This window comes from Caballeronia sp. LZ032 (genome assembly GCF_031451315.1).
Lineage (GTDB): Bacteria > Pseudomonadota > Gammaproteobacteria > Burkholderiales > Burkholderiaceae > Caballeronia.
The window spans coordinates 1,360,828-1,384,448 of sequence record NZ_JARUXP010000003.1; the positions used below are offsets into that span (position 1 = coordinate 1,360,828).

The 23,621-nt window shown below is 64.0% G+C and carries 23 protein-coding genes; 4 read left to right on the plus strand and 19 right to left on the minus strand.

The features are described from left to right. Nucleotides 1-84: 84 nt before the first annotated feature. On the minus strand, nt 85-924 hold the full coding sequence (locus tag QCE69_RS27595; protein WP_309934089.1) for an enoyl-CoA hydratase/isomerase family protein: 840 nt from the start codon (nt 922-924) through the stop codon (nt 85-87). A 281-nt stretch (nt 925-1,205) separates the two neighbouring features. Between QCE69_RS27595 and QCE69_RS27600 the strand changes: the two genes are divergently transcribed. Beyond that, nucleotides 1,206-1,952: a response regulator gene (locus QCE69_RS27600; protein ID WP_309934090.1), complete on the plus strand. Its 747-nt coding sequence runs from the start codon at nt 1,206-1,208 to the stop codon at nt 1,950-1,952. Nucleotides 1,953-1,959: 7 nt separating this feature from the next. Here the strand turns inward: QCE69_RS27600 and QCE69_RS27605 are convergent, their stop codons facing one another. The 11 genes from QCE69_RS27605 to QCE69_RS27655 all read right to left on the minus strand — a co-directional run bounded on the left by QCE69_RS27605 (nt 1,960) and on the right by QCE69_RS27655 (nt 13,375). Continuing rightward, nucleotides 1,960-2,352 carry a DUF3331 domain-containing protein gene (locus QCE69_RS27605; RefSeq protein ID WP_309925117.1) on the minus strand — a complete coding sequence of 131 codons (393 nt, stop codon included), beginning with the start codon at nt 2,350-2,352 and terminating at the stop codon, nt 1,960-1,962. A gap of 42 nt (nt 2,353-2,394) precedes the next feature. Beyond that, entirely contained in the window at nt 2,395-3,417 is a 1,023-nt protein-coding gene (locus QCE69_RS27610) for an alpha/beta hydrolase (protein WP_309934093.1), read from the minus strand. 123 nt (nt 3,418-3,540) lie between these two features. Then, entirely contained in the window at nt 3,541-4,878 is a 1,338-nt protein-coding gene (locus QCE69_RS27615) for an acyl-CoA dehydrogenase family protein (RefSeq protein ID WP_309934096.1), read from the minus strand. Nucleotides 4,879-4,966: 88 nt separating this feature from the next. Then, nucleotides 4,967-6,262, minus strand: a complete 1,296-nt coding sequence (locus QCE69_RS27620) for an acyl-CoA dehydrogenase family protein (RefSeq protein WP_309925123.1) — start codon at nt 6,260-6,262, stop codon at nt 4,967-4,969. 175 nt (nt 6,263-6,437) lie between these two features. Next, entirely contained in the window at nt 6,438-7,079 is a 642-nt protein-coding gene (locus QCE69_RS27625) for a winged helix-turn-helix transcriptional regulator (RefSeq protein WP_309925125.1), read from the minus strand. A gap of 187 nt (nt 7,080-7,266) precedes the next feature. Further along, nucleotides 7,267-7,944 (minus strand): type 1 glutamine amidotransferase domain-containing protein, encoded by a 678-nt coding sequence (locus QCE69_RS27630; RefSeq protein WP_309934097.1) that lies wholly within the window; start codon nt 7,942-7,944, stop codon nt 7,267-7,269. Between the two features lie 161 nt (nt 7,945-8,105). After that, nucleotides 8,106-9,476, minus strand: coding sequence for an MFS transporter (locus QCE69_RS27635; RefSeq protein WP_309934098.1), 1,371 nt, complete (start codon nt 9,474-9,476; stop codon nt 8,106-8,108). A 33-nt stretch (nt 9,477-9,509) separates the two neighbouring features. Then, the gene (locus QCE69_RS27640) at nt 9,510-10,271 is read right to left on the minus strand and encodes an enoyl-CoA hydratase-related protein (RefSeq protein ID WP_309934215.1); all 762 of its coding nucleotides are present in this window, start codon (nt 10,269-10,271) and stop codon (nt 9,510-9,512) included. Between the two features lie 85 nt (nt 10,272-10,356). Continuing rightward, on the minus strand, nt 10,357-11,133 hold the full coding sequence (locus QCE69_RS27645) for an enoyl-CoA hydratase-related protein (protein ID WP_309925130.1): 777 nt from the start codon (nt 11,131-11,133) through the stop codon (nt 10,357-10,359). A 10-nt stretch (nt 11,134-11,143) separates the two neighbouring features. Further along, nucleotides 11,144-12,361: a CoA transferase gene (locus QCE69_RS27650; RefSeq protein ID WP_309934100.1), complete on the minus strand. Its 1,218-nt coding sequence runs from the start codon at nt 12,359-12,361 to the stop codon at nt 11,144-11,146. Nucleotides 12,362-12,481: 120 nt separating this feature from the next. Then, entirely contained in the window at nt 12,482-13,375 is an 894-nt protein-coding gene (locus QCE69_RS27655) for a LysR substrate-binding domain-containing protein (RefSeq protein WP_309934101.1), read from the minus strand. 219 nt (nt 13,376-13,594) lie between these two features. On the opposite strand from QCE69_RS27655, the gene QCE69_RS27660 reads away from it, so the two are divergent. Then, nucleotides 13,595-13,720, plus strand: coding sequence for a hypothetical protein (locus QCE69_RS27660; protein WP_309934103.1), 126 nt, complete (start codon nt 13,595-13,597; stop codon nt 13,718-13,720). Between the two features lie 549 nt (nt 13,721-14,269). Then, nucleotides 14,270-15,562, plus strand: a complete 1,293-nt coding sequence (locus QCE69_RS27665; protein ID WP_309934217.1) for an FAD-dependent oxidoreductase — start codon at nt 14,270-14,272, stop codon at nt 15,560-15,562. Nucleotides 15,563-15,592: 30 nt separating this feature from the next. Here the strand turns inward: QCE69_RS27665 and QCE69_RS27670 are convergent, their stop codons facing one another. From QCE69_RS27670 to QCE69_RS27695, 6 genes are read right to left on the minus strand one after another with little or no spacing between them, the layout of a single operon-like run. Then, entirely contained in the window at nt 15,593-16,147 is a 555-nt protein-coding gene (locus QCE69_RS27670; RefSeq protein ID WP_309925141.1) for a carboxymuconolactone decarboxylase family protein, read from the minus strand. Further along, complete coding sequence (locus QCE69_RS27675; RefSeq protein ID WP_309934105.1) at nt 16,144-17,481, minus strand: AtzE family amidohydrolase; 1,338 nt, start codon at nt 17,479-17,481, stop codon at nt 16,144-16,146. Before QCE69_RS27675 ends, QCE69_RS27670 begins: the two co-directional genes overlap by 4 nt. Beyond that, a complete protein-coding gene (locus QCE69_RS27680; RefSeq protein WP_309934107.1) occupies nt 17,465-17,632 on the minus strand; it encodes a hypothetical protein in 168 nt (55 codons plus the stop codon). Before QCE69_RS27680 ends, QCE69_RS27675 begins: the two co-directional genes overlap by 17 nt. Beyond that, nucleotides 17,629-18,972 (minus strand): aspartate aminotransferase family protein, encoded by a 1,344-nt coding sequence (locus QCE69_RS27685; RefSeq protein WP_309934109.1) that lies wholly within the window; start codon nt 18,970-18,972, stop codon nt 17,629-17,631. The genes QCE69_RS27680 and QCE69_RS27685 overlap by 4 nt, the downstream gene beginning before the upstream one ends. A gap of 52 nt (nt 18,973-19,024) precedes the next feature. Next, entirely contained in the window at nt 19,025-20,341 is a 1,317-nt protein-coding gene (locus QCE69_RS27690) for an MFS transporter (protein ID WP_309934111.1), read from the minus strand. A gap of 13 nt (nt 20,342-20,354) precedes the next feature. Continuing rightward, nucleotides 20,355-21,791, minus strand: a complete 1,437-nt coding sequence (locus QCE69_RS27695; protein ID WP_309925151.1) for a D-aminoacylase — start codon at nt 21,789-21,791, stop codon at nt 20,355-20,357. Nucleotides 21,792-21,895: 104 nt separating this feature from the next. Between QCE69_RS27695 and QCE69_RS27700 the strand changes: the two genes are divergently transcribed. Continuing rightward, nucleotides 21,896-22,792: a LysR family transcriptional regulator gene (locus tag QCE69_RS27700; protein WP_309925154.1), complete on the plus strand. Its 897-nt coding sequence runs from the start codon at nt 21,896-21,898 to the stop codon at nt 22,790-22,792. Between the two features lie 554 nt (nt 22,793-23,346). Here QCE69_RS27700 and QCE69_RS27705 read toward each other — a convergent pair. Continuing rightward, nucleotides 23,347-23,562 (minus strand): hypothetical protein, encoded by a 216-nt coding sequence (locus tag QCE69_RS27705; RefSeq protein WP_309934112.1) that lies wholly within the window; start codon nt 23,560-23,562, stop codon nt 23,347-23,349. Nucleotides 23,563-23,621 lie beyond the last annotated feature (59 nt).

The window sequence follows — 23,621 nt, forward strand, 5'->3', positions numbered from 1 at the left end:
TACCGCTTCCGAGGCGAAGAGCAGCCTATCACGCGAGGAGCCCGCCTTACCTTCCGCAGCTTGCGCCGCTGTCCGGCCGCAGCACTAGCGCCACAGCGATCCCGTGTAGTGCGCGAGTCTCGCCTCCACATCCGGATCCTTCTGCAAGCCCATCTCCATCAACCGAGCGATCTTTTCGCGCGCGGCCGGCCGCTGCACGGCGGCGATGAAGGCGTCCCACTCGGGTGCGACCGACGTATCGGGCGGCAACGTCTCCGCATTGACATGCCGCTTGATGACCGCGAGCGATTGCTTGTCGAAGGACGCGATGCGCGTGGCGAGCGCCTCGACGAAATCGTCGAGTTCGTCGTCGGGCAACGCGCGGTTGACGTAGCCGTAGCGTTCCGCGAGGGCGCCGTCGAAGTCGTTTCCGCTCGTCAGCACTTCGAGCGCGCGGCCCCGGCCGATCAAGCGCGACAGCCGCGTCATGGGTCCGCCGCCGGGCACCAGCGCGGCGCCGATTTCCCATTGCGACAGCAACGCCTTGTCGCGGCTGGCGAAGCGCATGTCGCTCGCAAGCGCCAGCTCGCTGCCGACACCGGTTGCACGACCGCGTATCTTCGCAATCGAGATCACCGGCATGCGGCCAATGCGCACCAGCATGTCGGGCAACGGCGGCAGGCCCGTGGGGCCGGGCGCCATGCTCGTCGTTGCTTCGAGCGGCGGTTCGAAATCGTAGTGCGTGAGGAAGAAGCCCGGCACCGCGCTCTCGAATACCACGACTTTCACCTGCGGGTCCGTTTCGAGCGCGGTGACCACGGCGTTGAGCTGCGGCAGCATATCGGGACCGAAGATATTGAAAGGCGGTTGGTCGATGATGACGCGCCAGCAAGACGGGCTACGAGGTTCGATCCTGATCTGCTTGTGGGTGCTATCAGAGGTCATGTCACTCTCCATTACCGTTGTCTTCGGTCGTGTGATGCAGCAACTATAGTGGCCGAAACCTCTGCCCGGCGGCGCGTTCATACCAACGTATAGCGCTCTATACGAGGTGTCACGCACCGGTGTGGACGTCGCAGCATATTTGCCCCGCGTCGTGGCGCCGGAGGCCGGATGGCAACCCACATCGCGCGTAACTCGGCAGAATTTTTTCAGTAAATCCTGCTAGAGTGTTTCGCATCGCTATGTAACGTCTATCCGCGCAAGGTCCCTGCACAGGAGCAAAGATGAACTCCATGATGCAATCCACGTCCGGCGGCAGCAAGCCGGACGATCAGACTCCGGTGGTCTATGTGGTCGATGACGACGAGTCGATCCGCTTCACATTGCAGAGCCTGATTCGTTCGGTCAGGCTGCGGGTCCAGACCTTCGATTCACCCGCCGAATTTCTCGCGTTTCCCAAGTACGCCGTGCCGAGCTGTCTTGTCCTCGACGTGCGCCTGCGCGGCGCGAGCGGCCTTGCGTTCCAGACCGATCTCGCACGCCATGGCGTGCACATGCCGATACTCTTCATGACCGCCTACGGCGACATCGAAATGACCGTCAAGGCGATGAAGGCCGGCGCGCTCGACTTCTTCGAAAAGCCTTTCCGTGACCAGGACATGCTCGACGCCATCGCTGACGCATTGAAGCGCGACGCAGCGCGCCGCGCGGCCGACGCGGCGCTCGCCGTCGTATTCTCGTCGTTCGAGTCACTCACCCTGCGCGAGAAGGACGTCATGCAGCGTGTTGTCGCCGGGATGCTGAACAAGCAGATCGCCTACGACATGAACCTGAGCGAAGTCACCGTAAAGATCTATCGCGGGCAGGTCATGAGGAAGATGGCTTCGCGCAATCTGCCCGATCTGGTCAGGAAAGCAGAAGTGCTCGGCATCGGGACTGCGCGCGATTCGCAAACGGTCGTGCCGTTCGTCGCCCCGGATTCGATAGGCCGCGTTGCCGCGCCGCTGACGGCGCATCACGGCACGGTGTAGCCGCGTTTCACGCCAGCGTGTATTGCTCGATCACCGACGCAAGGATCATCGCGTGCCCGTTGCACACGCTGGTGGTGCGGATCGGTGCATAGACGAAATCGCCTGCCGCGATCGACTCGCCGCTGATCGCACATCGCCCTCGCTTGCGCGCGCGCCGGATTCTCCACGACTGGTCGCCATAGCTGCAGCGGGTCGGGTCGCGCCAGTAGATCGTGGCGGTCGTCGGCGTGGGGCGTTCTATCACGCTCACCACGAGGCCGGCGCCGCAGGGATCGGCACTCTGGTCCGGCAGACCGCCCGCCGCGTGGCGCGACGCCGCGAGGCCAGCCGGGTTCATGCACGATCTCATCATCACGATGGTCCGTTCCCACGCATCCACCGTCTTCATCAGGTCCGACATAACCAGGCTCCTTGAGCGCGCAGCCATGTTGATGAACGGCCGTCACAGACCGGCGGCCTGAAGAATCGCGTCCGCAAACGCACGGGGCGCCTCCTGCGGCAGGTTATGGCCGACGCCGCCCTCTATCGTGTGGTGAAGGTACTTGCCGCTGAACTTCCGTGCGTAAGCCGCCGGTTCCGGATGCGGCGCGCCGTTCGCGTCGCCTTCCAGCGTCACGGTGGGCACCGCAATGGCGGGCGCGGCGGCCAGCCGCTGTTCGAGCGCGTCGTATTGCGGCTCGCCTTGCGCGAGGCCGAGACGCCATCGATAGTTGTGAATCACGATGGCGACGTGATCGGAATTGTGGAACGCGGCGGCCGAGCGCCGATAAGTCGCGTCGTCGAACGACCATCGCGGCGAGGCGAGTTGCCAGATCAGGCGGTTGAAGGCATCGAGGTTCGCCGCATAGCCCAGCGCGCCGCGCTCGGTCGCGAAATAGTACTGATACCACCATTGAAGTTCGGCCGATGGCGGCAGAGGCTTGCGGTTCGCGTCCTGACTGCCGATCAGATATCCGCTGACCGAAACCAGCGCCTTGACGCGCTCGGGCCAGAGCGCGGCGACGATGTCCGCGGTGCGCGCGCCCCAGTCGTAGCCGCCGAGCACGGACTGGCCGATGCCGAGCGCGTCCATCAGCGCGACGAGATCGAGTGCCGTGACGACTTGCTGGCCGTTGCGCGGCGTGTCGGACGAGCGGAAGCGCGTGGAGCCATAGCCTCGCAGATAAGGCACGATGACGCGATAGCCCTCCGAGGCGAGCAGCGGCGCGACCTCGACATAGCTGTGAATATCGTAGGGCCAGCCGTGGATCAGGATCACCGCAGGCCCCTCACGCGGACCGACCTCCGCATAGCCGACGTTCAGCACGCCTGCATCGATCTGGCGCATCGCTTCAAACGTTCCGGATGCCCTTGTTTGCGCCGGCTGTGCGCTTGTCCTTGACGCCATGCCACATGCCGCCGCGCCCACCATGGCGACAGCCGCACGAAGCGTCCGGCGGCGTTGCCTGCTGATGATGTCGTCCATGTCCGGCTCTCCGCATCGACCTGTTTAACAGTCTATGAAGAGCGGCCCGCATTGACATCCTGCTATTGGTATTCCCGCATCGTCGGTTGATATGCCCGACGCATCCCATGGTATTTCGCCCGTTCACTGAGACGCCGGTTCGCGTTGCGGCAGCACGGCGCCGGCGCTTTCCATCGTCTTTCGAAAGCTCATCCGGCGCGTATCGGCAATCGCTCGCGGATCGAAATGTTCGTCCAGCATGACACCCCAGATCTTCCGCATCTGCATGCCTATGTTGCCCGCATCGTACAGCGGGAACACGGCGGCCTCGCGCAGGAACTTTTCCATTGGATGTTGCCGGTCGAGCGCATTGACACCCATCACCTGAAGCGCCCGGAACACCGCGCCGAACAGCGCTTCGCCGCAGAACACCTTCGCCATCGCAGCGACGGCATGGCCGTCCGAATCGAACTGGTCGAGGTAATGCGCCGCTTTCCACGAGAACGCACGGCACGCCTCGATCTTCATCGCAATCTCCGCGAGCATGTAGCCGACTGCCTGATGATGAATCATCGGTACGCCGCCGCCCGCGCTGCGCGTCTTCGACCAGTTCAACGCGAACTCGTATGCCGATCGCGCCACACCCACCGCCGCAATCGCCGCCACCGGTCCCGACCACGTGAATGCCTTGCTGATGACGAGGTCGCCGTCTCCCGCGGCGAACACGTTCTCTTCGGACACGCGGCAGTCCGAGAACCTCATCGCATTGTTCTGGCACAGGCGATGCCCCAGCTTGGAGATGGGCGGGGCATAACTGACGCCCGCTGTTCCGCGCGGGACGATGATCGCGCTGAGTCCCTCGCGGCCGCCTTTCGAAGCGTCGGTGCGTACGATGCAGACGTTCACATCCGCGCCCTTCAGATCCCAGCCGCCCGCATTGCACGGCCAGTACTTGGTGCCGTTCAGCACATACTCGCCGCGCCCCTTGTCATGCGTTGCGATCAGGCCGATGCCTGCCGGACTCGCGGCCGGGTGATCGAAGTTCGCCGTGCCGCCGGTTTCACTGACCGCCTCACTGACCGTCCATCCCGCGATGTATTCCCCACGCGGATCGCTGGTTGCCCGTGTCAGCCACTTCTGCTTCTGTACATCCGACCCGAACCAGACGAGCGGCATGAGCGCAAGCCCATTCACCAGCAGCACGGTGGCGAAGCCCGGGTCCACGGCCGTGATTTCCTCCGCGACGATCTGCAAGTCCAGATTGCTGATGCCGCCGCCGCCGTATTCCCGCGGCAGGAAGCCCATTGCAAAGCCGAGCTTGTAGCACTCGAGGTAAGCGCTCTTCGTGATGGCGAACGCCTTTTGCGTGTCAGGCTCCTCGTCCGCCCGCCTGACCACCGGCTGAAGAATCTCGATGGCGAATTCGCGGGCGTTTTTCTGCAACTTGCGTTGCGCGCCCGTCAGTGTGAAGTCGATTGGCATGAGATGAGCCCCTGACGTCTGCATCGTTCCAGGCATGGCGAGCGTTCGCTCGCTCCGTTAATTTCGATGACATGGCAGGCCGCGCGCTTCATCCGACGCCTTCGGCAAGGGACAGGGAATAGACGGCCTCATCGTCGAGGGCGGCGCGCGGGTTGAAGCGTTCGTGCGCCATGATGCCTCGCACACGGCGCCGTTGCGCAGCCATGTTGCCGCTGTCATGGATGGGCAGCAGCGCCGCATCGTGCAAATGTCTGCTGAAACTGAATTCATCGTCGCCCACGCGCGTGCCCACGAGTTGCATGCACTTGAACACGCAATCGAACATCATCTCCGTGACGTTGATCTTGCACATTGCGCCGAAGATCTCACCATGCTGATCATGCTTGTCCAGATAGTCGGCGGCGCGCCACGCGAAGTAGCGAGCCGATTCGATCCTGGCCGCGACCTCGCCCAGAACATTGCCCACGTTATCGAACCGGCTGATGGGCGCAAGCGAGCTGCCTGCATGGCGTTTCGCGAAGCGCAGGGACACCTCATAAGCCGCGCGCGCCACGCCGGCCGCTGCAATGGCCGCCATCGGTCCGAACCATGCAAAGTTCCGGTCGATGACCCGATCTCCATTGCTCTGGCTACCCGGAAGCAGATTCTCGACGGCGACTTCGGCATCGTGAAACTCGATGGTCGCGCTCGTTCCCATTCGATACTCGTCTCGCGGCGACGCATGACACGCAATGCCCGATGTGCCGCGTTCCACGACGATCGCGGAAAGCCCTCTTGCGCCCACAGTTTGAGTGTCGGTGCGGACGATGACGGTCTGGGCATTGGCGCCGAGTCCGTCCCACCCGGCAGCCGACGACCACTTCTTGCGTCCGTTGAGTACGTAATGGTCGCCGCGCAGCGTTGCGGTGAGGGTGATATCGGAGAGCGAACGCGGATCGTCGATGTCATTCACCGCGAGCGCCGACCGATGCGGCTCGGCTGCCGTCCAGGCGCCGAGATACTGCTCGCTCGGATCCGACGTGGCCGCACCGACGAAGCGTCGCTTCTGGTCCTCCGTCCCGTACCAGATGACCGGCATCAGGCCAAGGCCATTGCAGAGCACGGTGCACGCGAAACCAGGATCGATGGCGGCGATTTCTTCCGTCGCGATGGTGAAGTCGAGACAGGAATAGCCGCCGCCTCCATAGGCGGCGGGCAGCATCGCGGTGGCAATGCCTTGCCGATAGGCTTCGATATACGCCGGCTTCTTCTTCCCGAATGCCGTGGTCAGATCGGATTCCTGTTCGGCTTTGCAGAGCAAGGGGGCAAGGACGTTCTCGGCGAACGCCCGTGCTCTCGATTGCACCGCCTTTTGCTCGCACGACATGGTGAAGTCAATGGCCATCTTGAGCCTCTTGATAGATGCAGATCACGCGTGTCACTGGGCGAGTCACACGCGGCCTGTGGGATCAAGATAGGCACAGCTTTTGGCAGGCGCAATAGTCAAAAGTGTTGAAAGCCCCGACTGTTACAACTTCGTCGTGCAAGCGGGATTGCGACTGATCAATCGCTCTGCAAGCTCAGGGAAATGGCTTGAAGCGAAAGCGGCAGGCTTCGCCGCCGCGCTGCATGCAGGCCTGATGTTCAACCTCGGTGCCCATCAGCCCGGTGAGAAAGCCGATATCGAAACGACACACCTCGGGATAGTCTTTCGTCAGATCATGGTAGACGCAGTTGGTGCACTCCACGCGCGATAGCGTGGACACACGGTCCGGACCAATCTCCATGGCCCGGAAGCCTGCCTCGTTCATGATCTTCACAGTTTCGGTGACGCGCTCGGAACGCGTCTTCCCGACCAGACGCGGAATCATGCCCGCCGACGTCCTGACGCCCAGATCGAACATATAGTGGTCGAGGCGCTCGGGGCCGAGCTCATCGCGCAGCGTCGACACGAGCAACGCGGAGAACCACGAATATTGTTTGGGAAACTGATTGGTGCCCTCTTGAGTGAGGACATAGACCTGAACCGGCCGTCCGCCGGTTTTTCTGGGAGCGCCCTTCTCGATGAAGTTGCGGCGTTCCAGCGCAATCAGATGCTGATTGACCGCTGTCCTGCTCAAGCCGATAGCCTCGATGATTTCATCGACCGTCAAACCGCTCTTGCGCTGGAGCAGGATGTCCAGAATGCCCTGACGGGTGCTGGACAACGGATCGGTAGCCATGTCGATCGGAGGTTGTTTGGAAGGGGCCGTGGGACTTGCACAAGGATATACCCTTCTTTTAAACCACATCAATGCGGCGTGGCCTGATGGGCCATTGCGACGCTGTCGGCCGAGCACACTTCGTCCCGGCAGCGTCATCATGTCATGAACGCGCGTGACCACAGTGAATGCCTTCCGGAAGCTTCGCTCAGGCGTTGAGCAGCTTCAGCAATTCCCTCGCGGTCGGTCCGGACGATGCAGGGTTTTGCCCCGTGATCAGCCGCCCGTCGGTCACGGTGAGGACGTCCCAGTTCCTGACCTTTTCGAAGCGTCCGCCCAGACGCTTCAATTCATCTTCGACCAGGAACGGCATGACCTTCGTCAAGCCGACCGCTTCTTCTTCGTCGTTGGTGAAGCAGGTAACGCGCTTGTCCTTCACGAGCGGCTGCCCCTGAAAGGTCGTGTGACGGAATACGCACGGCCCGTGACAGACGGCGGCAACCGGCTTGCCGGCGTTGTAGAAACTTTCGATCAACGCAATCGAAACGGGATCCTCCGTGAGATCCCACATCGGCCCGTGGCCGCCCGCGTAGAAGATCGTGTCGTGATCTTCTGCCCGCACATCGGAGAGCTTGACGGAGTTGGCGAGAACCTTCTGCGTATCGGGATCCTTCTTGAAGCGCTGCATCGTGTCCGTCTGATTGTCGGGATCGTCGCTTCTCGGGTCGATCGGCGGGTGGCCGCCCTTCGGCGATGCAACGGTGACCTCCACACCCGCATCCTTGAACGTGTAATACGGCGCGGTGAATTCTTCGAGCCAGAAGCCCGTTGGCTTGCCCGTGTTGCCAAGAATATTGTGTGACGTAAGAACGATGACGGTCTTCATGTCCGATCCTTCAAAGGAAGCGTTACGAAGGCAAACGCGTCGTGTCGACGCGGCCGACGCCTCCATTAAAGGCGAAGCAACAGCCAGCACCATCAGACGATGGTTTCGCGGCGGCATCTGCTGGTATAGCGGCGGTGCGACGGGGTCATCACGCAAACCACTCAACGCATCGACACCGGCTCCCCCGCCCTACGCGCCGACACCCCACCCGCCCCCGCGCTTCTCGCGCGTGCATCCTGCTTCAACCCCCAGATCCACGTCACCGCGAGACACGGCAGCAGCGAGGCAATCGAATACCCGACGCCCGCAAGCGAATTACCCGTGAACTTGACGAGCGAAAGACTGATGAGCGGCAGAAAGCCGCCGAACACCACATTGCCGAGTTGCTGCGCGAGGCCGAATCCGGTCGTGCGGCTTTGCGGCGGGAAGCACTCGGCGATGAACGCGGGCAGCGGCGCCATGATCATCGCGGTGAGAATGGCGAGCACCGCGATCAGCAGCGAGACCGACACCCACTGCATCGAAGCCACGCTCGACCGGATGCCCGCAAACGCCGGATAAGCCGCCGCGATCCACAGCACGATGCCGATCAACATCACGCGCGCCCGCCCGATCGCATCCGACAGCTTGCCGAAGACGGGATACAGCGGCGCCGCGATCAGTATGCCAAAGCCGAGACACAGGTTGGCCTGCATCGGCTCGACCTTGAGTACGTTCTGCAGGAAATACAGCATGTAGACGATCGACGTGTAGAGCGAGACCGACGTACCGCCCTGCGCGCCGAACATGGCGACGAGAATGGCCTTCCACGACGTGCGGCTCGACAGCGTCTCCTGCAATGGCCGCTTCGAAAGACGCCCCGCTTCCTTCATCTCGGCGAAGACCGGCGTCTCGGTCATGCCGAGCCGGATCCACGTCGCGACGGCCACGATCGGCGCGGAAATCACGAACGGCACGCGCCATCCCCATGAAACGAAGCTTGCCGCATCGAGCGACAGCCGCAACGCACCCACGATGACCAGTGCAAGCAGCAGGCCGATGCTCGCCGTGCTTTGCAGCACGCTGGTTGCCGTGCCCTTGCTGCCTTCCGGCGCATGCTCCATGACATAGACGACGGCCGACCCGTACTCGCCGCCGAGCGCGACGCCCTGCACGATGCGCAGCGTGAGCAGCGCGATCGGCGCGGCGACGCCCGCCACGGCGTAAGTCGGCAGGCAACCGATACCCACCGTCGCAATCCCCATGATCGCCAGCGTGATGACGAAGGTCTTCTTCCGGCCGATGCGGTCCGACATGGGACTGAAGATGACCGTGCCAAGCGGCCGCGCGACATAGGCGATGCCGAACGTCGCGACACCGGCGAGCGCGGCGACGGTGCTGTCGGTGGAAGGCAGGAAGAGCTGCGTCAGGGTCGCCGTGAGCGCGACATAGACGAAGAAGTCGTAGTACTCGAGCATCGTGCCGAGACTCGATGTCGCGATGATCCGCAACATGCCGGGGCCACGATGATGCGCGTGAGGTCGGGATGTCATGCCTGTCTCCATCGTTGATTGTGTGCGTCCGCTTCAGAGCCTGGACGCCTTCTGTCGTGCCTGTTGCTCCAGAAAGCCGGACACTGCCTGCTTGTGCTCGCTGCCGCACAGGAGGATGGCCTGCATGTTCGCCGCCAGTTCGAGCGACGCGGACAGCGTGCCGTGCGCCGACTCCTGCACGAGCTTCTTGGCCATGCGCAACGCACGCGGCGGATTCGCGGCGATGCGCCTGGCAAGCGCACGCGTTTCGTCGTCGAGCGCGGCATCCGGATGAACGTGGGCGACGATACCCAGCTGCTGCGCCGTTCCGGCATCGATGAACTCGCTGGTGAGCGTCAATTCGAGCGCCTTCGCGGGTCCGACGATGCGCGACAGGAACCACGCGCCGCCGATCCCCGACACGAGACCGAGGCGCAGAAAGCTTTCCGCGAACACGGCCCGCTCGCCGGCCAGCCGGATGTCGCACATCAGCGCGAGGTCGCAGCCCGCCCCCACTGCCGCGCCATTCACGGCGCAGAGCGACGGCACATCCATCGAGCTCAGTGCCCGCGTGATCCGGTGCAGACCGTGGCGCAGACGCTCGCGCACCGCCTCGATGCCACCGTCCATCAGATCCTTGCCGCTCTGCATGTCCTTCACGTTGCCGCCCGTGCAGAAGTGCTTCGACGATGAACGCAGCACGACGCACTGCACGTCGTCCCTGCCGTTGACGCTTTCGAGCACGTCAGAAAGCGCCGTGGTCATGGCGAGCGTGAGCGCGTTGCCGTTCGAAGGTTCGTCGAGCGTGATGGTCATCACGCCCGCTTCCACTGCATGGCGCACCAGCGGCTTCGCGCTTGGGTTGGCTTCGTTGTCATTCACGGTTCGTCTCCTCTTTGTTTCATCGATTGACGAAGTTGGCGGTGCGCCGCTCGAGAAACGCGGCCATGCCTTCTTTCTGGTCCGCCAGCGAAAAGCCCGCATGAAACAGGCGCCGCTCGAACAACAGCCCTTCGGCCAGCGACGACTCGAAGGACCGGTCCACCGCCTCCTTGACGGCCACGATCACCGGCAGAGAATGCCGCGCGATCTGCTGTCCGATCCGCAACGCTTCCTCGATCAGCGCGTCCGGCTCGACCACGCTCGATATCAGGCCGCACGCCAGCGCGTCGGAGGCCGAAAGCGCTTCGCCTGTGAGGCACGCGAGCATCGCGGTCGACTTGCCGGCAGCGCGTGGCAGACGCTGCGTGCCACCCGCGCCCGGCACGATCCCGAGCCTGATTTCCGGCTGGCCGAACAGCGCATCGCTGGCTGCAATGGCGATGTCGCACATCATCGCCAGCTCGCAGCCGCCGCCGAGCGCATAGCCCCTGACCGCCGCAATGAGCGGCTTGCGCAGCCTGCGCAGGCGGTCCCAGTTGCGGCCGATGAGGTCTTCCGAGAACGCCGTCGCGTAATCGAGCGGCGCCATCGCGACGATATCCGCGCCCGCCGCAAACGCCTTCTCCGATCCGGTCAGCACGGTCGCATGCACGGCGGGGTCCGCCTCGATGCGCTGCATTTCGCCGACGAGCGCGTCGATCAGCGCATCGGTCAGCGGGTTCAACGGGTTGTCGGAAGCAAGCCGCACGAGCGCGACGCGACCATGCATTTCCCTGTGTACGATGGGTTGTTCCATGCGGGATCTCCTAAACCGTTCCGGCATGTGCCGCGGCGGCACGGATCACGCCGGCATTGAGCAAGGCGGCGATGGCGTCTTCATCGAACCCGTACAGGCCGAGCATGTCGAGCGTGTGCTGGCCGGTCATCGGCGCGGGCGTTTCATCGCCTGCGGGAGGATCCGACGGCCCGAGCGCAAAACCATGGGTCCTGATGGAACCCGCTACCGGATGCTCGACAGTGCGCGCAATGCCGCTCTGCCGATACTCCACCGTCTCCATCACCTCGCGATACGTCGTGACGGGCGCGCAGAGAATGTCCCTCGCCGAGAGCAGCCCGATCCACTCGGCCGTGGTCCGCTTCTCGAAGCGCGCCGCGAGAATCTCATGGAGTTCGGCGCGATGCCGCACGCGCGCGTCGTTGCCGGCGAAGCGCGTATCGGCTTCGAGTTCCGGCGCGTCGAGCAGCTCGCACAGCGCGCTCCAGCGTGCCGCGTGATAGGCGACGACCATCATCCAGCCATCGCGTGTGGGAAAGGCTTCGTTCGGGCAGGCATAAGGCGCCGCGCTGCCGACCTTCTCCGGTTCCGAACCCGAAGCGAAGAACGCGGCGAAGCCGATCTGCTGCAACATCAGCGTCGCGTTATAGAGGCTCACGTCGAGGTGCTGGCCCTTGCGCTGCGTGCGCGCCGCGTGCAGCGCGCCCAGCACGGCGATGGCGGCGAGATAGCCGCCCATCATGTCGGCGACGGGCACCGGCACCTTCAGCGGATCGCCCTGCGCCGTGCCGAGCGTGCTCATGAGTCCGCTCACGGCCTGGATCACGCCGTCGACACCCGGCCGGCGCGTGCTCTCGCCACGCTGCCCGAACGCCGAGATCGAGCAGTAGACCAGTTGCGGATTGAGCGTGCGAAGCGTCTCGTAGCCGAGTCCCATCGACGCCATCACGCCGGGACGGAAGTTCTCGACCACCACATCCGCCTGGCGCGTCATCTCGGTGACGGTGCGGCGTCCAGCGTCGGTCTTGAGATCGATCGCCACGCTGTACTTGCCGCGATTGACGCTCATGAAAGCCGGGCTCACGCCGTTCACCCACGGCGGGCCGATCTGCCGGCCTATTTCGCCGCCCGGCGGCTCGATCTTCACCACGTGCGCGCCGAGATCGGCGAGCGTCATCGAACATACGGGGCCGGCCAGCACGTGCGAAAAATCGAGCACGCGAACGCCTTTCAAGCTGTCTCGGATCATGTCGTTGTCCTGTCTCCGGGTTCGACGCTGCATCGAACCATGGCCGCAGATTAGAGTTGCGCGACCGGCGGAACAATCGACTTTTTGGAAACGGGGCTTTGACTTTTTGTTAAAGGGTGTTTAAAGGGTGGCGTCCGTCTTCACCAGCGACACCAGCCAGTCACGGAAGGTCGTGAGCGCCTCGGAGGCGTGCCGGGCCGGCCAGGCGAAGTAGTAGGTATAAGCGCCCCGGTCCAGCTCGAAACGGAACGGCGCGACCAGTTGCCCGCTGTCGAGTTCGGCACGCACGAGCGCCTTCTGCGCGACGGCGACGCCATGTCCTTCGATGGCCGCCTGATACGCCAGCAACGACGTCTCGTAACGCATCTCGCGGCGGCGCGGATCGCGTGCGAAGCCGGCCGCTTCCATCCAGATGGCCCAGTCGTCGGCGCGCGCGAGCGAATGCAGGAGCGTCTCGCCGGTCAGCTTGCTGCGCGCGCGGATCTTGCGCGATGGCGCCGCGACCGGCACGAGTTCGTTGGGAATCAGCCGCTGCACCGAGAGGCCGGGCCAGCGGCCATCGCCAAGCTGGATCCCGCCGTCGATGTCCTCGCGCCTGAAATCCAGCGGCGCCGATGACGTGGTGACCTGCACGTCGATTTCGGGGAACTGCCGATGAAAGCTCGCGAGCCGCGGAATCAGCCAGCGCACGGCGAAGGTGGCGGGCGAGCGGATCTTGAGGACATGGGAGCGTCGGCCTGCCGTGCGAATGCTGTCGGTGGCCTGGCGCAGGCCGGCGAACAGCGGCATCAGTTCGGCGAGATAGCGCGCGCCCGCCGACGTCAGTTCGAGCCGTCCCCTGACGCGCTCGAAGAGTTGCAGTCCGAGGAAGCCTTCGAGGGCCTTGACCTGGCGGCTTACCGCTGCCGGCGTGACCGCAAGCTCGCTTGCCGCTTTGGACACGCTCAGCGTGCGGCCCGTCGCTTCGAATGCCCGGATCGCGTTGAGCGAAGGAAGAGTGACGGCACGGTTCATGGCGGTTTGCGCGGGGTCTGACGTGACTTTTCGGAAAGTTTTTAGCGGGCGTGACGGGGCGAGGGAGCGATCGCGTCCAGACGTTACCACGGCGGCCGCGCAACGCCTGATTGCGCCTGATGCTCAAAAGCCCGCGTCTTCGGGTCTCGATCTTGCTGCAGTCCAGCGTCTGAGAAAGCGCTTGAATGCGCTAATGTCGGCGGCCGCCGTACTTTAAAGGTGACGCTGAGCGAGGTGCTCGAACACGCTGAGATCGGTCTGGACTTCGTCATGACGCAGAAGAACCAGATTGCGACGTCGATCATCCTGCCGTTACGAGCACGGGTGCGCAACCTGACCGGATAAACGGACGGGTTACGAGTTTCAATGACGCCGACTTCAACGAAGCGGACTTGCTCGTCGAGGCAAACGGCAACGACACGACTACAGGGATGATTACGTCGGCGGAACACATGTTCTATACGATTCTGTCGCTGACCGCGTCGCACGACGCAAACAGCGGCGAAGCGCGTCCGCCCGTCACGGCGATGCAGCAGCAACGCGCGATCCGGGCCATGCACTGTCCGCAGCGCTTCGGCCACAAGCTGGCAGTAATCGATGCCGAACCGCCCGCCGCGACGGCGAGGTCCAACGCGCGTTACAGCTTTATCGTGCGGCTATCGAAGGCGCGGAACGCGAGGGCTTTCTTCAGGACGAGGCCATCGTCAAATGGCAACGGCGATGAAAGCCGGGCTGATCGCATTTCACCGAGCCAGCCGATATTCCGAAGCTGGAGGCGTTTGTGGATGAGGTGAGCGATTTCAGCCAAGTTTTGACGACACGTTGCCGCCGGTCGAGCGTTCGTCCGACGGCTTCGACTGCACCAACCAGCATTTCTGGAAAACAAGAGGACCCGTGACACATCCTGCGCGCATTGTCATTGTTGGCGGCGGCATCGCCGGAATTCTGCTGGCGACCAAGCTCGGCAGGGAAATCCGCAACGGCCTGGCTGCGACGGTCACGCTGGTCGACATGAGCGCGACCCACATCTGGAAACCCATGCTGCATACCATTGCCGCAGGCACCCGTGATGTGAACCTTCAGCAAGTCAGTTTCATCGCTCACGCCGCCGCGCATGGCTATGCCTATCAGCCCGGCGCAATGTGTGGTCTCGACCGCGAGCGAAAGCAGGTCCAGGTCGCGGAAATACGTGCGGCCAACGGGGAAAAGGTGCTGGACGCGCGGACCATCGACTACGACGTCCTGGTACTCGCTCTTGGCAGCCGCGCCAATGACTTCGGCACTCAAGGCGTGGCGCAGCATGCGCATTTCATCGACAGTCAGGCGCAGGCCGAGGCATTCAACGAAATCCTGCGGGCTCGCCTCTTCAGGAGCATTGCGCGTGATCAACGGTTCCGTGTCGCGATTGTCGGCGGCGGCGCAACCGGCGTCGAACTGGCGGCGGAACTCAGCTCGCTGCTGGATATCGCGTCGGGCTACGGCGATCCCACGGTGCGTCAGCGGCTGGAACTGACCCTGATCGAAAGCAGCCCGCGCATTCTTGCAAGCTTTCCGCCCAACATCTCGGCCTCCAGCGAAACCTTGCTCACGCGAATGGGCTTCAGTGTGCTCACGCAAACGCGCGTGACCGGTGCGACGGCAGACGGCTTCCTCCATGGGTCCGGCGACCTCGTTCCTGCCGACTTGATGGTCTGGGCCGCAGGCGTCAAGGCGCCCGAGTTCCTGGCCGGTCTGGCAGGGCTGGAGACCACGCATTCCAACCAGCTCGTCACGCGCGCCACGTTGCAAGCTAGTCGCGATGACCAGATCTTCGCGCTCGGCGATTGTTCCAGCCTCACCTTGCGGAATGCCGAACGGGCGCTGCCGCCCACCGCACAGGTCGCCACGCAACAGGCAGAGCATCTTGCGAAGACGCTACCCGCGTGGTTGACGGGAGCGCCGCTTCGGGACTTCGCGTATCACGACTTCGGCTCGCTGGTATCGCTCGCGAACTACGATGCCTTCGGCACACTCGGCAAATTCGGCTTCTTCAAGGGTGGTTTCATCAAAGGGCGGCTTGCTCAACTCAGCCACGCGATGCTCTATCGACGTCATCAACAGGCGATACACGGCGTCGGCAAGGCCACCCTTCTCCTGGCCGCCGATGGATTGAACCGGCTGACGCAACCGCCCATCCGTCTCGCCTGAGACGGTCGGACAACCCATTCCCGATACGGCTCATTCGGCGAAAGGCAGACCGGTTTGCCCTTCGGCGCGCATGTCGAAGGTGTTGAGCGTCATCGCGACGAGCGCGTAATACCCGAGCAGGCCGACCAGATTCACCACCACCGCATGGCCGAAGCGCGCGACCGCTGCGTCATACGTCGCATCGCTCACGCGCTTCGTTTCGTAGAGCTCGGTTGCGAAGTCGAAGATCAGCTTGTCATCGGCATCGGCGAAAACCGGCGGCTGGCACGTGCGCAGCGCTTCGGCGAGATCGGCGGGCACGCCTGCATCGAGCGCGATTGGAAGGTGTATGTGCCATTCCGCCTGCGAGCGCCAGCGCGCCGCCGTCACCAGAATCGCGAGTTCGGACTGGCGCAGCGGCAGGCCCGTCTTGTAGCGGCAGAACGCGCCAAGTGCCTGCGCATTCTGCGCAAGCTCCGGACTGAAGATCCAGCCGAGGAACGGACCGTTGAGGTTGCCGCGCGGACCGCTCAGGATGCTCTGCAACACGGCTTTTTGTTCGTCCGATGCGCTAGCCATGTCGAAGTCGGGAAGTCTCTTGCTCATGTTTCGATCGCTGTTCCTGATGAGTTGCTGGAGCCGCGCTCGATGCGCCGCGCTGCTGCGAAGCACGCGGTTTCATCGAACGCAGCGCCGATGATCTGCACGCCCAGCGGCATGGCGCCTTCGCGCAAAACGGGCGCGACGATGACGGGAAGACCCGCGAAGGAAACAGGTTGCGTCAACATGCCTAGGTGCTTCGCGGGTTCGAGTGCGTGATCGCCTACCGCGATGGTCGCGTCGGTGAAGCGCGGCGCCGGGAAAGGTGTGCACGTTGCGAGCAGGATATCGAATCGGTCGAAGAGCCGTGACATGCGTGCGCGAAAACGCTGCTGGTAACGCAGCGCCCGCGCGTGCCAGGTGCCCGGACTCAACGCGCCGGCCAGCAGGCGCGTACGCAGGCGTGGCGATAGGTGTTCCTCGGGCGCTTGAAGAAGATTGCCATGCGCCTCGGCAACTTCGACGTTCGAGATGATCGTCGCCGCGCTGCGGACGCGTTGCATCTCGTCTTCCGGCATATCGATGATCTCATGCGGTCCGAAGACCCACGCGCTTTCGATGACGGCGTCCCACGCGTCGCGCGAGGCGTAGGTACGAAAATACCCGCCGAGCACGGCGACCTTTGGAACCGCGCGTGAGTCATCTGCCACGCCGCCGTCGAGCGCCGCATACAGGGCGGCAAGGTCATCGACATTGCGCGCAAAGCCGCCGATGCAGTCGAGTGAATCGGCATAGGGCAGCACGCCGCGTCGCGACAGCCGTCCGAAGGTCGGTTTCACGCCCCACACGCCGCACAACGCGGCGGGCGCGCGGATCGAGCCGTTCGTGTCACTGCCGAGCGAAAGCGGGACGCAGCCCGCCGCGACAGCCGCCGCCGATCCGCCCGACGATCCACCCGTCATGCGCTCGATGGCGCGCGGATTGCGCACGTTGCCGAAGAAGGGATTTTCGCCGGTCGCGCCGCACGCGAGTTCGTCCATATGCGTGGTGCCGACCAGTACGGCGCCCGCCTGTTTCAGACGCGCGATCGCGTCTGCATCGCGCGTTGCGGCAGGGATATCGAGCCGCGCGCACGAGCCGGCAATCGTCGCGCGGCCTTCGACATCGAACAGGCTTTTGGCGGCGAACGGCACGCCTGCGAGCGGACCCGGATCGATGCCGCCTGCGATGCGTTCATCAATGCGCGTTGCCTGGGCAAGCGCTTCGTCGTGGAACACGTGATGAAACGCGTTGATTGCAGCATCTTCGCGTGCGATGGCCGCAAGCGTGTCGCGCGTCACGTCGATCGCCCGGCGTCGCTGCGCCCGCACGTCGGCGGCGATGTCAAGCGCGCGCTTCATCGCAGTCGGGTTCCGCTGGGTCTGGTGCCACGTCGAGTTGCCGCGCGCTCGCGTGCATGGTGTCGAGCAGCGCGGCGACATCGCCCAGCAACGCGTCAGGCAGGGCGATGCCGAGTGTCGTCGCCCATGCCTGCAACGAGGCCTCGTTCATGCCGCCTTCGCGCCGATTGCGGCAAGCGCGCCGTCGATCGCGTCCGAAAGACGCTCGACGATGATCTCGATCTGCTCGCCTGTCGTGATGAAAGGCGGTGCGATCAGGACGTGATCGCCCATCCGGCCATCGACGGTGCCGCCCATCGGATACACCATCAGGCCGCGCTTCATCGCCTCGCTCTTGATGACGCTGTGCAACTTGTGCTTCGGATCGAAGGGCGTCTTGAGCTCGCAATCCTGCACGAGTTCGACTCCGGTGAAAAGGCCACGCCCGCGCACGTCGCCAATGAACGGATGCTGTGCGTGCCGCTCGCGCAAGGCTGCGCGCAGTTGCTCGCCGCGCGCCTTCACGTTGTCGAGCAGCCTGTCTTCGACGATGACCTTCTGGACTTCGAGCGCAGCCGCGCACGCCGTGGCGTGGCCGATATACGTGTGACCGTGCTGGAAGAATCCCGAACCGCCGACGATCGCATTGAAGATCTCGTCGCTCACGAGCGTCGCGCCGATCGCCTGATAGCCCGCGCCGAGCCCCTTCGCGATGGCGATAATGTCGGGGGAGACACCGTCCTCCTCACAGGCGAAGAGATAGCCCGTGCGGCCCATGCCCGACATCACTTCGTCGAGGATCAGCAACACGCCGTACTTGTCGCAAACCGCGCGGATCTTGCGGAAGTACTCGCGCACCGGAGGCACGGCACCCGCCGTCGCGCCGACGACCGTCTCCGCGACGAACGCGGCCACCGACTCCGGCCCGAGTTCGAGAATCTTCGCTTCGAGTTCGTCGGCGAGCCGTTGTGCAAAGGCTTCGTCCGATTCGCCCGCGTGCTGCTCGCGATACGCAAAACACGGCGTGACGTGATGCGCTTCGATCAGGATCGGCAGGAACGGTTCGCGACGCCATGCGTTGCCGCCGATCGCAAGCGCACCGAGCGTATTGCCGTGATAGCTCTGCCGCCGCGCGATGAAGTGTCGGCGCGCCGGCTGTCCCTTCTCGACGAAGTACTGGCGCGCGAGCTTGAGCGCGGCTTCCATCGCTTCTGAGCCGCCCGAGACGAAATAGACATGGGCGAGATGCTTCGGCGCGGCATCGACGAGCAGGTCGGCGAGTGCTTCGGCAGGCTCCGTCGTGAAGAACGACGTGTGCGCATAGGGCAATTGCTGCACCTGACGCTGAATGGCTTCTATCACGCGGGGATGGCTGTGGCCGAGACATGAAACGGCTGCGCCGCCGCATGCATCGATATAGCGTTTGCCGGTCGAATCGACGATTTCGATGCCGTCACCGCGCACGGCGACGGGAAGCCTGGCGCGCGGCGCGCGATGAAATACCGTGGTCATGGTTCTGCCTTTCAGGTTCGATCAGATGCAAAGAGCGAGGTCTGTGTGCAACTCAGTGCGCCGTCTTGATGTAGCGCGCCGGAATGGCGAGGATCAGCAAGGCGGCAAGAAACAGCGTGATGGCGAGCAGCGCGACGCCGGCGGTCGTGCTGCCGGTGATCTGCTTGAGAAAGCCCATGATCGACGGCCCGACGAATCCGGCGACGGCCGCGCCCACGTTGACCAGACCCGCGCCGCCTGCCGCTGCCGTGCCTGCGAGTATGCGCGAGGGCAAGCTCCAGAACATCGCCAGCGTGCTCATGATGCCGGCGACAGCAACCGTCAGGCACGCAACCGCCGCCACCGGCGCACCCGACCCCGCCACGCTGCCGATCAGCGCGATGCCGCCGATGAACACCGGCGCGGCCGTGTGCCAGCGGCGCTCGCGGGTCTTCACGGAATGCTGCGCGTTGATGACCATCGCGGCCGCCGCGACCAGATAGGGAATCGCGCTCACCACGCCGATCTCGAAGTTGGAACGATGGCCGAGCGCCTTGATCATCGTCGGCATCCAGAAGACGAGGCCGTAATTGCCGACGTTGTAGAGAAAGGAGATCGCACACAAGAGCCACAGCGTCGGCTCTTTCAACGCGGGAAGCAGCGACTGCTTCTTGTCCGACGACTCCCGCGCGAGCTCGCTCTTCACGACCGCGAGTTCCTCGGGCGTGAGCCAGCTTGCGTTCTCGATGCGATTCACGACCATCGCGAACAGCACGAAACCGAGCACGACGGCAGGCAGGCCTTCGATCAGGAACATCCACTGCCAGCCGTTCATGCCCCAGCCGCCGTGCGTCGCGTCCATGATCCAGCCCGACAGCGGACCGCCGACGATCACGCCCAGCGGCATCGCGAGAAACAGCAGGGACATCACCTTGCTCAGCCGGTACGACGGAAACCACACGCTGAAATACGCGATGACGGCCGGGAAGAAGCTTGCTTCCGTCAAGCCGAGCAGGAAGCGCAGTGCATAGAAGGTGGTCTGGCTGCGCGTCGCCAGGGTCGCGATGGAGACGATGCCCCACGCGACCAGCGAGCCGCCGAGACAGGCGCGCACGCCGATACGCCTGACGAGATACCCCGCGGGCACCTGAAGCAGCAGATAGCCGACGAAGAACAAGCCCGCGCCGACGCCGTACGCGGCTTCGGTCAGGTTCAGGTCGGTCATCATCTGCAGCTTGGCGAAGCCGACGTTCACGCGGTCCAGATAGCCGAAGAAATAGCACAGCAGGATGATCGGCACGACGTGCAGCGTCACCTTGCGATACACGGTGTCGGCTGACAGCGCGAGCGGCGCGGCGGCGTGCGGGCTTGCCTGATGGGGAGTGGCCATGTCGGTCTCGTGTTTAGCGGCGGTTCTTGCGCAACGCGCGGCCGGGTCGCGCGCCGGTCGGCTTGCCGTGAGCGATGACGGGCGCGCCGTTCACGATCACGTGCTCGATCCCTTCCGGCGCGAGCCGGGGTGCTTCGAACGTCGCGCGGTCGATGACTTCGGCGGGATCGAACACGACGAGATCCGCGTAGCTGCCGACGGCGACATGACCACGCTCCTCGATGCCGAATTGCTCGGCCGTGAGGCCCGTCATCTTGCGCACGGCGGTTTCGAGCGGAAACAGCTTCAGTTCGCGCGAGTAGTGGCCGAGCACGCGTGGGAACGTGCCCCACAGGCGCGGATGCGGCGCGCTGTCGTTGGGCAGTCCATCAGAGCCGACCATCGTCTTTTCATGACGGAAGATGCGCTGCACGTCCTGCTCATCCATGACGAAATAGATGGCGCCGGCCGGCTTCAGGTCTTCGATGGCCGCCTCGACCGAACCGTCGTAGAGCGGCAGGATCTCGCTGAAATCCTTGCCCGCGAGTTCCGGCCGCTTCGCCGACCATGCGAGCATCACACGCGAGGACTGGCGGATGCGGTCCGCGCGCAGCATCGTCGAGGTCGCCGGATACGGATGGCAGTCGAGGCAGAGCGGCTGGCGTTCGCCCTGCGCGTCGATGAGCGCGAGCGTTTCGGCCGAGCGTCCGTGATTCTCCTTGCCCGCGACCTTGTGATGCGAGAGCACGAGATTCGCGCCCACCGCCTGGCCGATCGCGAACGCTTCCTCCATCGAGGGGACGATGTCGGCGGTTTCGTCGCGCAGGTGCGTGGCAAAGACGCCGGGATAACGCGCGAGCGGTGCGCAGACGTCGATCAGTTCCTGCGTGCTTGCCGCTGCCGCCGGCGGATAAAACGTTCCCGACGATACGCCGAACGCCCCTGCTTGCATCGCGGCTTCGACATCGGCCGCCATGTGTGCGCGTTCCCCTGCCGTGGCTTCGCGCGCGAGATCGTCCATGTGACGTACGCGCAAGGTCGAATGTCCGATCAGCGCCGCCACGTTCACGGCGGCAGGCGACCGGTCGAGCGCATCGAGATAGTCGGCGAAGCTGTCGTAGGCGAAGCGCTCGGGCACGCCGAGAAGATCGAGCGGCTGGGGAACGGCGTCGGCGCGCAAGGGCGCGAGGCTGATGCCGCAATTGCCGGCGATCACGGTGGTCACGCCCTGCACGATCTTGGGCATGACGTCCGGATGCGTAAGCACGAAGGCATCATCGTGCGTGTGGCTGTCGATGAAGCCCGGCGCGACGATCTTTCCCGTGGCGTCGATGGACCTGTCCGCGCTCGCCGCCGACAGATCGCCGATTGCATCGATGCGCTCGCCGTTCACGCCGACATCGGCGCTGAAGCGCGCGCTGCCGGTGCCGTCGATGACTTCGCCGTTTCGAATGATCAATTGAAAATGCATGAGCCCTGCCCGCTTGGTGATGACTTTTTGTTTCGGTCACAATGCTCGTCGTCCAAAATAGCGGCGTCCAATGCCGGTTTCTCACGGATTCATGCGAAACAGTTATGAAAGTCGAAAACTCGGAACTCGAAGCATTTGTCGCGGTGGCGGAGCTTGGCAGCTTTCAGAAAGCCGCCGACAAGCTGCACCTCACGCAACCCGGCTTGTCCCGGCGTATTCAGAAGCTGGAGCAGGCGCTTGGCGTGGAGTTGTTTCACCGGACCACGCGGAGTGTTGCGCTGACGGGCGTCGGCCGCCAGTTCCTGCCGATGGCGCGCCAGCAAATCTCGCAGTTGGGCACGATGCTGTCGTCGATCCGTGAGATCGCCGAGAAGCGCTTCGGCAAGGTGCGGCTGGCGAGCATCCCGACGGTCGTCAGTCGCGTGCTGCCGGATGTGTTGCGGCAATATGCCCGGAAGTATCCGCACATCGGCGTGCAGATCTTCGACGGCAATCACGACTTCGTGCTTGGCCAGGTGCGGGCGGGGCTCGCGGAATTCGGCATCAGTCTCGATCCCGGCGACGACGAAGACCTCACCTTCGAGCCCTTGCTCGCGGACCGATACGTGCTGGCGGTGCATCGCGAACACGAATGGGCGTCGCGCGAGAGCGTGTCGCTGCGCGACCTGCCGAACCTGCGCGAGGCGCGCTTCGTCATTGGCGGACGTGACAGCGGGAACCGGCTCTTGCTAGAACTGCTGCTCGGACACGAGTCGATCAGCCTGCGCTGGTTCTACGAAGTCGAGCACATCTCATGCGTCGTCGCGCTCGTCGATGCAGGGCTCGGCTGCGCGATCGTGCCGTCGCTTGCGGTGTCGGCGCACTTCGCGCCGAACATTCGCGCGATCACGATCGCCAGTCCGGAAGTGCAGCGTGCCATCGGCATCGTGAAGCACCGGCATGTGTCGATGTCGTCCATCGCCGCCGATCTCTGCGGACTGCTGCAGAGGTCGCTTGGCTAGCTTGCGGGACTCACTCCGCCTCAGGCACTGATCGATGCTGCTGGAAGTTTCACGCAGAGCGGACCACATCATCAGGTTTTCCAATGGTCGTCGCGGGCCGTATTGGAGCGCCCGGCGACTTACTACACTGGGCCCATCGGAACCCGTCCGTCGGACGACCGGGGTTTCCCACGCCCTCCCTCTATCCCGATCGGTTCCGATTCAACCGACCGCGTCAACCGATGACGCGCAGGTGATCCTTGAACCTCGATGCGGGAGTCCGCCGTGAAAGACGCATGCGCTCAATTGAGCCCGGGCAGGTCCAGACTCAGCAACAGGCGCCGCTACCCCACGTTGCCGTGCTGGCCACGGGGGGAACGATCGCCGGAACCGCGGCGACCGAAACGCGGACGACGGGCTACAAACCCGGCGAGCTCACTGCGGATGCGCTTCTCAATGGCAGTGTTTCTCGCCGCAGGCCAGTCGCTCGGCGCCAGTTCGCTCGGCGCCAGTTCGCTCGACCCCGTCGCCCAGCAAGTCGCGATGGTCGCCGCGAGCCGCGCGAACGCCGCGGATTACGGCATCGCGGTGCGTGCAACGCTTGCGGCGAAACTGGGCGCATCGGCGGAAATCGTCGAGGCTCTGCGGAACGGAAGCATGATCGACGACCCCAGGCTCGAAGCAGTACGCCGCTTTGCCGCCGCCGTCGCGACGAATCGGACGCAGGTATCCGACAGTGACGTCAATGCCTTGAAAGCGGCAGGCTTCGATCGCTGCGCGATGGTCGCCATCGCGTCGGCCGCGGCAGCAAAGACACTCGTCAATACCGTGGCTCAGCTGTCGCGGCCAG

Bases quoted from the DNA above. Each gene is read 5' to 3' on its own strand.
- QCE69_RS27595 (WP_309934089.1), bottom strand. From the start codon at position 924: ATGACCTCTGATAGCACCCACAAGCAGATCAGGATCGAACCTCGTAGC.
- QCE69_RS27600 (WP_309934090.1), top strand. From the start codon at position 1,206: ATGAACTCCATGATGCAATCCACGTCCGGCGGCAGCAAGCCGGACGAT.
- QCE69_RS27605 (WP_309925117.1), bottom strand. From the start codon at position 2,352: ATGTCGGACCTGATGAAGACGGTGGATGCGTGGGAACGGACCATCGTG.
- QCE69_RS27610 (WP_309934093.1), bottom strand. From the start codon at position 3,417: ATGGACGACATCATCAGCAGGCAACGCCGCCGGACGCTTCGTGCGGCT.
- QCE69_RS27615 (WP_309934096.1), bottom strand. From the start codon at position 4,878: ATGCCAATCGACTTCACACTGACGGGCGCGCAACGCAAGTTGCAGAAA.
- QCE69_RS27620 (WP_309925123.1), bottom strand. From the start codon at position 6,262: ATGGCCATTGACTTCACCATGTCGTGCGAGCAAAAGGCGGTGCAATCG.
- QCE69_RS27625 (WP_309925125.1), bottom strand. From the start codon at position 7,079: ATGGCTACCGATCCGTTGTCCAGCACCCGTCAGGGCATTCTGGACATC.
- QCE69_RS27630 (WP_309934097.1), bottom strand. From the start codon at position 7,944: ATGAAGACCGTCATCGTTCTTACGTCACACAATATTCTTGGCAACACG.
- QCE69_RS27635 (WP_309934098.1), bottom strand. From the start codon at position 9,476: ATGACATCCCGACCTCACGCGCATCATCGTGGCCCCGGCATGTTGCGG.
- QCE69_RS27640 (WP_309934215.1), bottom strand. From the start codon at position 10,271: ATGACCATCACGCTCGACGAACCTTCGAACGGCAACGCGCTCACGCTC.
- QCE69_RS27645 (WP_309925130.1), bottom strand. From the start codon at position 11,133: ATGGAACAACCCATCGTACACAGGGAAATGCATGGTCGCGTCGCGCTC.
- QCE69_RS27650 (WP_309934100.1), bottom strand. From the start codon at position 12,361: ATGATCCGAGACAGCTTGAAAGGCGTTCGCGTGCTCGATTTTTCGCAC.
- QCE69_RS27655 (WP_309934101.1), bottom strand. From the start codon at position 13,375: ATGAACCGTGCCGTCACTCTTCCTTCGCTCAACGCGATCCGGGCATTC.
- QCE69_RS27670 (WP_309925141.1), bottom strand. From the start codon at position 16,147: ATGAGCAAGAGACTTCCCGACTTCGACATGGCTAGCGCATCGGACGAA.
- QCE69_RS27675 (WP_309934105.1), bottom strand. From the start codon at position 17,481: ATGAAGCGCGCGCTTGACATCGCCGCCGACGTGCGGGCGCAGCGACGC.
- QCE69_RS27680 (WP_309934107.1), bottom strand. From the start codon at position 17,632: ATGAACGAGGCCTCGTTGCAGGCATGGGCGACGACACTCGGCATCGCC.
- QCE69_RS27685 (WP_309934109.1), bottom strand. From the start codon at position 18,972: ATGACCACGGTATTTCATCGCGCGCCGCGCGCCAGGCTTCCCGTCGCC.
- QCE69_RS27690 (WP_309934111.1), bottom strand. From the start codon at position 20,341: ATGGCCACTCCCCATCAGGCAAGCCCGCACGCCGCCGCGCCGCTCGCG.
- QCE69_RS27695 (WP_309925151.1), bottom strand. From the start codon at position 21,791: ATGCATTTTCAATTGATCATTCGAAACGGCGAAGTCATCGACGGCACC.
- QCE69_RS27700 (WP_309925154.1), top strand. From the start codon at position 21,896: ATGAAAGTCGAAAACTCGGAACTCGAAGCATTTGTCGCGGTGGCGGAG.
- QCE69_RS27705 (WP_309934112.1), bottom strand. From the start codon at position 23,562: ATGGCGACCATCGCGCAGCGATCGAAGCCTGCCGCTTTCAAGGCATTG.